At 64.9% G+C, this 11,695-nt stretch carries 10 protein-coding genes; 3 read left to right on the forward strand and 7 right to left on the reverse strand.

Going from position 1 to position 11,695, the window contains the following annotated elements; all coding sequences use genetic code 11:
• Positions 1-6 precede the first annotated feature (6 nt).
• From secD to queA, 4 genes are all read right to left on the reverse strand, one after another.
• Entirely contained in the window at positions 7-1,875 is a 1,869-nt protein-coding gene (gene secD, locus ACIQ7H_RS00055; protein ID WP_395787078.1) for a protein translocase subunit SecD, read from the reverse strand.
• Between the two features lie 78 nt (positions 1,876-1,953).
• Positions 1,954-2,277, reverse strand: a complete 324-nt coding sequence (gene yajC, locus ACIQ7H_RS00060; protein ID WP_395787081.1) for a preprotein translocase subunit YajC — start codon at positions 2,275-2,277, stop codon at positions 1,954-1,956.
• Between the two features lie 104 nt (positions 2,278-2,381).
• Entirely contained in the window at positions 2,382-3,503 is a 1,122-nt protein-coding gene (gene tgt, locus ACIQ7H_RS00065) for a tRNA guanosine(34) transglycosylase Tgt (RefSeq protein ID WP_395787084.1), read from the reverse strand.
• A 106-nt stretch (positions 3,504-3,609) separates the two neighbouring features.
• The gene (queA, locus tag ACIQ7H_RS00070) at positions 3,610-4,686 is read right to left on the reverse strand and encodes a tRNA preQ1(34) S-adenosylmethionine ribosyltransferase-isomerase QueA (RefSeq protein ID WP_395787086.1); all 1,077 of its coding nucleotides are present in this window, start codon (positions 4,684-4,686) and stop codon (positions 3,610-3,612) included.
• Between the two features lie 319 nt (positions 4,687-5,005).
• Between queA and ACIQ7H_RS00075 the strand changes: the two genes are divergently transcribed.
• The 3 genes from ACIQ7H_RS00075 (at position 5,006) to ACIQ7H_RS00085 (ending at position 10,243) form a co-directional block, all read left to right on the forward strand.
• A complete protein-coding gene (locus ACIQ7H_RS00075) occupies positions 5,006-7,435 on the forward strand; it encodes an Ig-like domain repeat protein (protein WP_395787087.1) in 2,430 nt (809 codons plus the stop codon).
• A 375-nt stretch (positions 7,436-7,810) separates the two neighbouring features.
• Complete coding sequence (locus ACIQ7H_RS00080) at positions 7,811-9,325, forward strand: aminotransferase class III-fold pyridoxal phosphate-dependent enzyme (protein ID WP_395787089.1); 1,515 nt, start codon at positions 7,811-7,813, stop codon at positions 9,323-9,325.
• A gap of 78 nt (positions 9,326-9,403) precedes the next feature.
• Entirely contained in the window at positions 9,404-10,243 is an 840-nt protein-coding gene (locus ACIQ7H_RS00085) for a hypothetical protein (protein ID WP_395787091.1), read from the forward strand.
• 160 nt (positions 10,244-10,403) lie between these two features.
• On the opposite strand, the gene ACIQ7H_RS00090 is transcribed toward ACIQ7H_RS00085, so the two are convergent.
• From ACIQ7H_RS00090 to ACIQ7H_RS00100, 3 genes are read right to left on the reverse strand one after another with little or no spacing between them, the layout of a single operon-like run.
• On the reverse strand, positions 10,404-10,871 hold the full coding sequence (locus ACIQ7H_RS00090; RefSeq protein ID WP_395787093.1) for an SET domain-containing protein: 468 nt from the start codon (positions 10,869-10,871) through the stop codon (positions 10,404-10,406).
• Complete coding sequence (locus ACIQ7H_RS00095) at positions 10,868-11,410, reverse strand: META domain-containing protein (RefSeq protein ID WP_395787095.1); 543 nt, start codon at positions 11,408-11,410, stop codon at positions 10,868-10,870. The genes ACIQ7H_RS00090 and ACIQ7H_RS00095 overlap by 4 nt, the downstream gene beginning before the upstream one ends.
• A 10-nt stretch (positions 11,411-11,420) precedes the next feature.
• The gene (locus ACIQ7H_RS00100) at positions 11,421-11,669 is read right to left on the reverse strand and encodes a GlsB/YeaQ/YmgE family stress response membrane protein (RefSeq protein ID WP_395787097.1); all 249 of its coding nucleotides are present in this window, start codon (positions 11,667-11,669) and stop codon (positions 11,421-11,423) included.
• Positions 11,670-11,695: the final 26 nt, after the last annotated feature.

Below are 11,695 nucleotides of genomic sequence, written 5' to 3' on the forward strand. Positions count from 1 at the left end.
GGGGCCTCAGATCGAGAGGCCAGCCAGCTTGCGCCGACGGCCGTAGATGAGCGTGGCGATGCCGCGCGATGCAGACACCGCGCTGTACATCGAGGTAAGGATGCCGAGGATCAGGGTGATGGCGAAACCCTTGACCGGGCCAGTGCCGAACGCGAGAAGAGCGACACCGGCCAGCATGGCGGTGATATTGGCATCGGCGATCGTTCCGGCCGCCTTGTCGTAGCCATTGGCAATGCTGTTCAAGGGGGTGTTGCCGGCACGCAGCTCTTCTCGGATACGCTCATTGATCAGCACATTGGCGTCAACCGACATGCCTACGGTCAGCGCGATTCCGGCCAAACCGGGCAAAGTCAGCGTGGCGCCAATCAGCGACATTATCGCCACCATCATCAGAAGGTTGATGATCAGGGCGGCGTTGGTGATCATTCCGAAGGTCTTGTAATAGATCACGAAAAAGAACATCACCACCAGGAAAGAGAACGCAACCGCGGAAACACCGGCCCTGATGTTCTCCGCACCCACGCTCGGGCCGATGATGCGTTCCTCGATGATGTCCATCGGTGCCGCCAGCGAACCCGCGCGCAGCAGCAGAGCGAGCTGATTGGCTTCTTCCGGACTGTCCAGACCGGTCGTCTGGAAAGTACTGCCGAACACGCCCTGGACAGTTGCCACCGAAATCACTTCTTCCTTGATGGTCGGGACCAGCTCTTCCTTGCCGTTGACGACGCGGGTTTCCTGGGTGCGTTCAATGAACACCACCGCCATCGGCTTGCCGACGTTGTTGCGGGTGAACTCCAGCATGCGCTGACCACCGGCGGAATTCAGGGTGATGTCAACCTTGGGCGTACCGGACTGCGAGTCCAGGCCCGACATGGCACCCGTCAATTGGTCACCGGAAGCGATTACGGCCTTCGCCAGTAGTACAGGTACGGGCTTGCCGTCGGCACCCAGTTCACGACGGTTGAACAGTTTGGCCTCGGGTGGCACACGGCCGGTATCGCGCGCGGCGTACGGATCACCATCGACCACCGCGCGATACTCAAGCGTTGCAGTTGCGCCGATGACACGTTTGGCGCGCGCGGTGTCCTGAACACCCGGCAGCTGCACGACCAACCGGGTGCCACCCTGGCGCTGCACGATCGATTCGGACACGCCGAGCTCGTTGATGCGGTTACGCAGAGTGACGGTGTTCTGTTCCATGGTCTGCTCAAGCACCAGGCGCAACTCGTCCTCGTTCAGGCTGCCGACAAGGCGGTTGGGGTCTGTGCCGGCACTCAACTGCAGTGCGGGCAGCAGGTTGCGGATCAACGCCCGTGCGCCATCTCGGTCTTCCGGATCGCGCAGGACGACATCAAAGCCAGTCGCCGTGCGATTGACCGCGGTGTAGGGCACCGACTCCTTGCGCAGGAGCTCCCGGATCTGGGTCAGGATCGCCTCGAAGCGCTTGTCGGTCGCGGCTTTGACGTCAACCTCCATCAGGAAGTGCACGCCACCCTGCAGATCAAGACCGAGCACCATGGGCTCGACGTGCAGGGCATCCAGCCATGCGGGCACGGTCGAGGCCAGGTTGAGCGCGGCGAGATAGTCATCGCCCAGAATTTCGCGGAGGGCTTCTGCGGCTTTCTGCTGAACGCTGACATCGGTCAGGCGCACCATCAGCGCGGTTTCCTCGATCGCAACCGACTTGACTGCAATCCCGGCTGACTCCAGCGCCCCCGAAACCCTTTCCACAAGCGCTTGATCGATGCTTGCGCCGCGGCCTGCAGTGATCTGTACGGACGGATCCTTCGGGAACAGGTTGCCCGATGCATACAGCAACGAGAACGCAACGATGATCGCCAACAGGGCGAACTTCCAACGGGAATACTCAAGCATGGGCAACTACCCGGCAGGGTCGCGGACGACCGGTTTTGTGAGGGAATCAGCAGCGAGCGACAGGCAATACAGTGGCAATCAGGCCGACTTCAGCGTGCCCTTTGGAAGCACGACGGTCACCGCAGCGCGCTGCACCTTGACGCGAACGCCATCGGAGATCTCGACCGTGATGAAGGCATCGCTGACGTCATCGATGCGGCCGGCGATGCCGCCGGAGGTGATGACCTCATCGCCCTTGGACAGGGCCGAAACCATGTTGCGGTGTTCCTTGGCGCGCTTCATCTGCGGCCGGATAACCAGGAAAAAGAAAACGGCGAAGAAGATCGCCAGCATGATCAGCGGCGACCACGGTGAAGGCTGCTGGGCGGCCTGCGCGGCGGCGGGAGAAATCAGAAAATCCATGCGGTTGACCTCGGTGGATGGAGAACGCGTACGCCCGCCGCGAATGCCTGCGGTGGGCGCCAGCAAAGCGGCGGATTATGCCATGCGCCAGCACGTCGACCCGATCAGTCGGCAGCAGGCGCCGTGCGGCGGCGGTAGAACTCGGCCCGGAAGGCCTCAAAACGCCCGTTCTCTATGGCGACGCGAATTTCACGCATCAAGGCCTGGTAGTGAAAAAGGTTGTGCTGGGTGGCCAGCATCGCGCCGAGGATCTCGTTGCAGCGCTCAAGATGGCGCAGATAGGCGCGGCTGAAGCCACGCGAACAGGCATAGCAGCCGCAGCCCTTTTCGATCGGTCGGGTGTCCTTCTCGTAGCGGGCGTTGCGGATCCGCACCGCGCCGTCCCAGGTGAAGTAGTGGCCGTTGCGCGCGTTGCGGGTCGGCATCACGCAGTCGAACATGTCGATGCCGCGCGCCACCGCCTCAACGATGTCCTCGGGCCGGCCCACGCCCATCAGATAGCGCGGTCGCTCGGCAGGAAGCTGCGGGCAGGTGTGTTCGAGCATCGCGTTGCGCTCGGCCTCGGGCTCGCCCACGGCAAGGCCCCCGACCGCGTAGCCATCGAATCCGATGTTGATCAGCTCGCGCGCCGACTGCGTACGCAGCTCGTGATACACGCCTCCCTGGACGATGCCGAACAGAGCGGCATCGTTGCCCTCGTGCGCACGCTTGCTGCGCTCGGCCCAGCGCAGCGACAGCTGCATCGAATCGCGCGCCTGCTTTTCCGTCGCGGGGTACGGGGTGCACTCATCGAAGATCATCACCACGTCGGAATCCAGCACGCGCTGGATCTCCATCGACACCTCGGGGCTGAGGAACACCTTGCTGCCGTCGACCGGCGAAGCAAAGGTCACGCCCTCCTCGGTGATCTTGCGCCGATGCGCCAGAGAGAACACCTGGAAGCCGCCGGAGTCGGTGAGGATCGGCCCGTCCCAACGGGTGAATCCATGCAGGCCCTCGTGCGCGCGAATGACCTCCAGACCCGGCCGCAGATACAGGTGAAATGTGTTGCCGAGAATGATCTCGGCACCGAGCACGCGCAGGTCTTCGGGGAACATCGCCTTGACGGTGCCATAGGTGCCGACCGGCATGAAGGCAGGCGTTTCCACCGTGCCGCGTGGAAACGTGAGCCGACCGCGACGGGCGCCGCCATCGGTGCTGTGGAGCTGGAAATCTAGACGGGACATTTGGGGGCCGGGAATCGGGAGTCGGGAACGGGGAATCGGTGGGAGCAGCGCACCGAAGACTGCGGCCAGCGCGCAACGCGGGCGCGAATGATCTGCCGGGGATGGCTCAGGGGTCGGAGCTGCTGCTGACGATTCCCGATTCCCGACTCCCGATTCCCGGCCCTCCAGGCTCCAACAACATCGCATCGCCATACGAGAAGAACCGGTACTGTTGTTCAACCGCATAGCGATATGCGGCGAGAATGCGTTCGCGGCCGACGAAGGCGGCGACCAGCATCAGCAGGGTCGACTGCGGAAGGTGGAAGTTGGTGATCAGGGCGTCGACCGAGCGGATGCGATAGCCGGGAAAAATGAAGATGCGGGTTTCGCCGGCGAAGGGGTGGACCTCACCTTCGCGCATCGCCGACTCCAGCGCACGCACCACGGTGGTCCCGACCGCGATCACGCGATGGCCGGCAGCGCGGGTGCGGCGCATCTGTTCGACCAGCTCTGCGCCGACGTTCAGCCACTCGCTGTGCATGGTGTGCTCGTGCACGCTCTCGGCGCGCATGGGCTGGAAGGTGCCAGCACCCACGTGCAGGGTGATGTGGCCGAACTCGACGCCGCGCTGGCTCAGGGCATCCAGCAGGGCCTGATCGAAGTGCAGGCCAGCCGTGGGCGCGGCTACCGCACCAACCTCGCGCGCGAACACGGTCTGATAGCGCTCGGCGTCATCGCTGCCCGGCTCGCGCTGGATGTAGGGTGGCAACGGCAGTTTGCCGGCGCGCAGCAGCAACTTTTCCAACGTTTCGTCGCCGAGCAGGCGCAGCCGATAGAACTCACCTTCGCGCCCCAGCACTTCGAACGCACCGCCCGCATCCAGCTGGATGCGAACGCCTGCCCGCGGCGACTTGCTGACGCCCAACTGCGCGCGCGCCTCGTGGCTGGACAGCAGCCGCTCGATCAGAATCTCGACTCGCCCACCGCTGTCCTTGTGGCCGAACAGCCGCGCCGGAATCACCCGGGTGTCGTTGAACACCAGCAGATCACCCGGCTGCAGCAGTTGCGGCAGATCGCGCACCCTACGATCCAGGTGCTGCCCGTCGGCCGAGACACACAGCAGCCGACTGGCCGAGCGCTCGGCCAGCGGCGCCTGCGCGATGAGATCGGGCGGCAGATGGAAGTCGAAATCGGATTTTTTCACGTGATGCGCTCGCGCCAGCCGGCGCACAAGAGGGCGAGCATTATCGTGTCGCCATCCCCCGGCGACAAATTCATGGCGTTTGTCGGGATGTCGGCTGAACTGCGCGACCATGACTGGAGCCAGTGCAGGTTTCCAGAGAGATGGATGTCTCCATTCGCGCAGCGGCACATCTGTTGCACCGGTTTTCGCTTCTTCCCCGCTGGAGACCGTCGTCATGCGGAACAGATCGATAATCGACTTGTGGCTTCTCTGTGCGCTCCTTTGCTGGTTTCCGGTGCAGGCCGAGGCAGCACCCTCGCCGAAGGCCTACGAACCTGGTGTGCGCGTCGACGCCGCCGACACGGGTCGGGACGACTACTACGGTTGGAGCGTTGCAGCCTCTGCGGACACAATGCTGGTGGGCATGCCGTTCGAGTTCACCGGCACGACTTTGACCCCGGGCGCCGCCTACCTGCGGCGCAGGCAATCTGGCAGCTGGACGCAGGAGGCCAAGCTCGCGGCAGCGGACGGCGTCAGCTTCGACTATTTCGGCGAAGCGGTCGCCCTGGATGGGGATCTGGCCGCAGTCGCCGCTCCGTCTCATCAATCGGGTCGCGGTGCGGTCTACCTGTTCCAACGCCAGAACGGCAGCTGGAGTCAAGTCGCCAAGCTACTGGCCAGCGACCCCACCCCGAACGCATCGTTCGGGCAGGCGCTGGCACTGAATGCCGGCACGCTGGCAGTCGGTGCGCCCGGCTACAACGGGGGGCGTGGTGCCGTCTACGTTTTCGTGGGCGCGGGCGGAAGCTGGAGTCAGCAGCAGCGAATTCAGTCCAATGACATCTCGGCCAACGATCGCTTCGGCCAAGCGGTGGCGCTGTCCGGGCAAACCCTGCTGATTGGCGCTCCGAACAAGGCAGGCAGCGTCAGCGCGCAGGGAGTCGCCTATCTGTTCGGGCGCAGCGGGAGCACCTGGAGCCAGCAGGCGAGGCTGGCGCGCACTTCGCCTCAGGCTGGCGAAGGCTTTGGGGCCGCAGTCGCACTTGACCTGAATCTTGCGGCGGTGGGCGCGCCATACGCGCCCGCCGCCACCGGCACGGCAGGGGGCTTGGTGCAGAGCTATCTGCGCACGGGATCCACGTGGTCTCCGCTGGCTGAGCTTCGCAGCGCGCAGGGTTCGGCGTCGGCACAGTTCGGTTTTGCGCTGTCGTTGTCGGGGCAGAGACTGCTGGTGGGTTTGGCAGGCGATAGCTTCGGCGAGGGCATCCTGCAGGGCAGCCTTGAAGCCTATTTGTTCGAAAGCGGTGTGTGGGGCCTGAACCAGCGCATGGTGGCCGCCGATGCCGAGACCGAAGCCCAACTGGGCTACTCGGTCGCACAGGGTGCCGACTTCGCGGCAGCCGGGGCGCCAGGGGCCTCCCGCGCGGGCCAGGTTTACGTGGGCGCGGCGTACGCGTTCATCAACAGGGGGACGAGCACCGCCGTTCTGCCAATCTCCGGTCAACCCATCAGGATCGGCGAAAGCTATGTCGTCGGTGCCGCAGTCAGCTCTACAGAGGTCATCCCAACGGGTACCGTGAACATACGCGATGATGCAGGCGGCAACTGCACAGCCACGCTGTCCAATGGAGCCGGGACCTGCACACTCTTGGCGAACGCCGTCGGCTTGCGTGCGCTGTCTGCCCGCTACAACGGCGCCCCCGGAATCGCCGAGAGCTTCGCCACCGCCACCGTCCAGGTGAAGCCCGACCTGCGTATCAGCCCGGCCAGCCTGCCGGATGGCCAGATCGGGGCCGCATATGCGCAGTTTTTCAACAGCGTCGCCACCGGCGCGACCCTGCCCTTGAGCTACAGCCTCGCCTCCGGCAGCCTGCCGCCAGGGCTTTCACTTGGTAGCAATGGCAGCTTGAGCGGCACCGCCAGCAGCTTCGGGAGCTTCAGTTTCAGCGTGCGGCTGACAGACAGCAGCCCAGTGAACCTCGGCGGGCCCTTCGCCGAGACCCGCGCCTACGCGCTCACCATCCAGCCTCCGTTTCGCACTGGCCTGATCCTGGTGAATGACGCCACCAGCGCTGATCGTGGCCAGAGCGTCGCCTACGCATCGCTGCTGGATGTCGTCGAAGCGGGTGCGGCCGCACCGAGCGGCAGCTATGTCGTGACAGCCACCCGCGGAGCGCAGGTGCTGAGCTGCAGCGCAACGGTCTCAGCAGAAGGAACGCAGTCATGCAGCATCACCTTCCCGCTACTAGCATCGGTCGGCGACTACGTGATCGCAGCGCAATTCAACTCGACCAATGCCGACTATGGCAACAGCCGCGACAGCGGCACGCATCGCCTGCTCGCGCCAGCCGACCCCGCCGTACAGGTGCAGGCGCTCGATTCGACCTTCCTGCCCGGCCAGACGCTGCGCTTCCGCATCAACATCAGCAACGGCGGGCCGGACAGCGCGTTCGCGCTGCAACTGCAGAGCAGCCTCGATTCCGCTCTTTCCAGCCTGGTCTGGACCTGCAGCGGTAGTGCTTGCCCTGCGCCTGGTGGCAGTGGAACACCGAACCTGTTGATCAGCGAACTGGCCGCCGGCGGACAGCTGAGCTTGGAACTCAGCGGCGTGGTCGGTGCCAACGCGCCCGCCAGCATCACGCTAGCTGCCCAGCTCAACTTGCAGCCTGAAGGCTTCAGTCGCGAACTTGACTCGGGCAACAACAGCGCCTCCGCCGGCAGTTTGCCGCTACGCCTGTTTGCCGATGGCTTCGAGACTCCGGAGCCGTAGCGCAGGTCGCGCCGCCGTTCGTCGGCGCCGGGTCGACGAACGGCACCTGCGGCTGCTTTCGCCACGGTCGGACGCTTCCCGCGGCGCGAGACCATTGACCAAGTCAGCGATACGTTGCAGAGACCTCGCACCCGTTCGGTGGCGGCTTCAAACGGCCCGCGGCGCGCAGGGTTCTGCTCGTCGGGTCCATGTGATCTGAGCAGAGCGCGTCGCTGCGGCGGCGCCCGCCACGCTCGCTGACGACCGTAGGACTGCAGCTGCGGGGGTTACGCCGCCGTTGTGCCGGGTGATACTATTGCCCTAAGCACTTGTTTTTATTGGGCGTTGACTGCGCCAGTCGAGCGCATCCGCCGGCACCCGGGAGGAACCATCGACATGAATACCGCGACCCAGGCGCTTGATCGCCTCAAGACACTGCGCACCTACGGCGGAGCAGCCCGCAGCAGCGGACTCGACGACGCCACCGTGCTGCGATTCGCCACGCACGATACTGATCTGATCGAGGCCATCCACGCGGCCGCCGACGTCTTCGACACCCTGCGCGGCGGAGAGTTTGATGCGCTGCTGCGCGCCGATGAAGCCAGTCAACTGGCGGCGGTGCACGCCGACTACGTGAACTTCTACGCCGACGACGCGGTGAATCCGTATGTTGCCCTCAGCGGGCGCGGCCCCTGGGTGATTACCCTCAAGGGCGCGGTGATTCACGACTCCGGCGGCTACGGCATGCTGGGCTTCGGCCACACCCCGAAGACCGTACTGGAAGCGATGGCGCGGCCGCAGGTGATGGCCAACATCATGACCGCCAGCCTGTCGCAGCTGCGTCTGTCGAACGCGCTGAAACGCGAAATCGGGCATCGCCGCGGCGGCTGCCCGTTCGACAAGTTCCTGTGCCTGAACTCGGGCTCGGAATCGGTCTCGCTGGCCGGTCGAATTGCCGACGTCAACACCAAGCTGCACACCGATCCGGGCGGCCGCCACGCCGGCAAGCGAGTCAAGCGTATCGCGGTCAAGGGCGCATTTCATGGGCGCACCGAGCTGCCGATGCTGTATTCGGATTCAACTCGCCCGACCTATGCCAAGCACCTCGCCAGCTGGAAGCATCACGAACCCCAGCTGATCACCATCACGCCCTACTCGGTCGAAGAACTGCGCAACGCGTTCGCTGAGGCCGAGCAGCACGGTTGGTACATCGAAGCGATGTTCCTGGAGCCGGTCATGGGTGAAGGCGATCCGGGCCGTCAGGTGACGCCGGAGTTCTACGCTGCGGCCTGCGAGCTCACGTCAGCGCACGGCACCCTCCTGCTGGTCGACTCGATCCAAGCCGGGCTGCGCGCGCATGGCGTGCTGTCGATCGTCGACTACCCCGGCTTCGAGCAGCTGCCGGCGCCTGACATGGAAACCTACTCCAAGGCACTGAATGCGGGCCAGTACCCTTTGAGCGTGCTGGCGGTGAATGCGCGGGCCGCAGGTTTGTATCGCAAGGGCGTCTACGGCAACACCATGACGACCAATCCGCGTGGCATGGATGTGGCCTGCGCGGTGCTGGATCTGCTCACGAACGAAGTGCGCGCGAACATCGTTGCCAAGGGCCGCGAGTTCGTGGAGAAGCTGGAGAAGCTCAAGGCCGAGCTGCCGGGCCTGATCACCAAGGTGCAGGGCACGGGGCTGCTGTTCTCATGCGAGCTGTCTGACAATTTCAAGTGTTACGGCACCGGCAGCACCGAGGAATACATGCGCGAGCACGGCATCGGCGTGATCCACGGCGGCGTCAATTCGCTGCGCTTTACCCCGCACTTCAATGTCACCAGCGCCGAGATCGACCTGGTGGTAGGCGCCGTGCGTACCGCCCTGCTGGAAGGCCCGCGCAAGGCAGAAGCAGTCGCCGCCTGAGCGCACTACACTCCTGAGCTACAAAGCAAACGGCCGCCGCGTGCGGCCGTTTGCATGTCCGTCACCGGAGAAGCACCGATGTCACTGCGTCACGCGCTGGCTCACCATGGCTTCGAGAGCAATACCGACTACGGCTTCGCGCTGGACTGCCTGTTCGCCGCTGAGCTTGAACACGTGCGCTGCCTGCATGTCGACGGCAGCGCCGGGCGCCGCAAGACCGCGTTCGCCAACGCGCTTGGCCAGGCGCTGAACTATCCGCAGGTGCTGTATCACGACTTCAGCCAGCCCGAGCCGATCGCTGCTGCGCTGCCGGTGCAGTTGGACGACGGCAGCCTGGGCCCAGCGGAGGCCCCGCTCCCGGCCTTCGAGCGGGCCGTGACCGAAGCCTGTGCCTATTCCGAATCCGAACGCTGCCTGTTGATCTTCGACCAGCTGCAGGCGGCAGCCTTCGCCGACCAGCTGAAGCTGACCGACTTCCTGCGCACGGGTGAATGGACCAGCCCCGCTGGCAGCGTGCTGGCGCACCGCAAGCGTCTGCTGGTGGCCTTGATCAGCGACGGTGCCCTTTATCACTCGCTGACCCGGCTGTCGTACCGGATCTGGACCGATGCCGAACGCGCCTACCTGGACTATCGGCCGGAAGACCATGGGCTGGATGCGGCGGCCGCGCCGCTGTTCGCCGCGCTGTCGGCGCTGTTCACCGTGTTGGCGATCAGCCCCACACCGAGCGAGTTCCAGCGCCTGCTGGCCGACCTGCTGGAGCGCGCCTACACCCTGGACCAACTGCGCCAGGCCCTGTTCGCCCACACCGAGGGGCTGGAGCGCGATCGACTGCACGCCGATGCGGCGCTGTCGGGCCTGCAACAGGCGCTGGACGCGCTGAATGGCTATCGCGGGGTGGATCACATCGAGCTGTAGGCTGCGGGGAGTCGGGAGTCGGGACTCAGCGTCCGGCCGCCGATGCAAGATTCTCTCGCTGGCATTGAGGCGACAGACCGGGATGCTCAGGCCCGGATTCGCCCGGATCGTTCGACACGCGGACAATCCCGAATCCCCACCCCCACCCCCACCCACAACGCTAGCCCTTGGGCTGAAGCATCGTTCCACTGCACTCCCATGCGCCACAGCGGCAAGCCCACTGCTTCTTCAGCTTGGCGGTGTGCGGTATCGACAGGCGGATGCCGTAGTTGTAGGTCAGCTCTTCGCCCGGCGCGATCGCGCGCAGGGCTTCGATGAAGACGCGGTCGCGGCGCTTGTCACCCTTGGCATGCTCGACCAGCACCGCCTGGCAGTTCGGCGCGCAGCTGTGGTTGATCCAGCGCGCCACATTGCCGTCGACATTGGCATCCAGCAGGTATTCGTCGTTGAGCGTGAACAGAAAAGTGTGGCCGCTGCCCAGGCTGTCGCCGTAGAGATCATCGGCTTCCGCATGCGTGCGGTGCAGGCCTTTGTACTCGACCAGACGCTCGCCCTCGGCGAGCGCCACAGCCGCAAACACGCCATTGCCATGGATGCGCGAACGGCGCTGCTGGATGCGGCGGCTCATTCGGCAGCAGGCTCTATGCCGTCCGGACGGCCCTCGACGAATACCAGCACGGTGCCGTCGGGGTGGTTGAAACTCAGCTGGCCGTCGCTGAGCTTGAACGTATCGATCTTCTGCAGCGCCGCCAGAAACTGCTGCTCGGCAGCATTCAACGCGTCGTCGGCGCAGCCGCGTTTGCTCGCCATCACCGGCCCCAGACCGATCTCACCGGGTCCGCGAAGGACCATTGGCGCGCTGAAGCGATTGCAGCCCGCATAGCCGACCAGGCGGCCGTCCTGCACCTCCAGAAAGATGCCGGCCTTGACTGCGTTGTCGCGCAGCTCGGGGCTGCTTGCATCAATCAGGCGCCAGGACTGCCCCACCTCGAAGGTGGCGAGGTCCGGCGGCGCAGCGGGTTTGGACACTTCGGCCGTGGCCTCGGCGGCTGCAGCGGCGGGCGCAGGAGTCGATACGCCGGACGCAGGTTTGGAATCGATCGAGTCACCACCGCAGCCCGCCAAAGCGGCGGCGGCGATTGCAAAAAACACTATGGATCGGGTCATGAGACAGCCCTCAAGTGCGCTTGCTGATGGCCATCCAGGCCACCAGAACGATGATGGCGCCGAGCACGGAGACGACGAAACCGGCCGGCTCACCCGCCGCGTACCAGCCCAGCCGCTCACCGATGAAGCCGCCCAACAAGGAGCCAACAACGCCGAGCACGGTGGTCAGGATGAGCCCCAATTTCTGCTTGCCCGGCAAGACGAAACGCGCGACCAGGCCCACGATAAAGCCGATCAGAAGTGTCCACAGAATGCCCATGGCGATGTCCTTGAATGGGGGATCGG

The organism is Aquimonas sp., assembly GCF_044377145.1.
Taxonomy (GTDB): Bacteria; Pseudomonadota; Gammaproteobacteria; order Xanthomonadales; family Xanthomonadaceae; genus Aquimonas.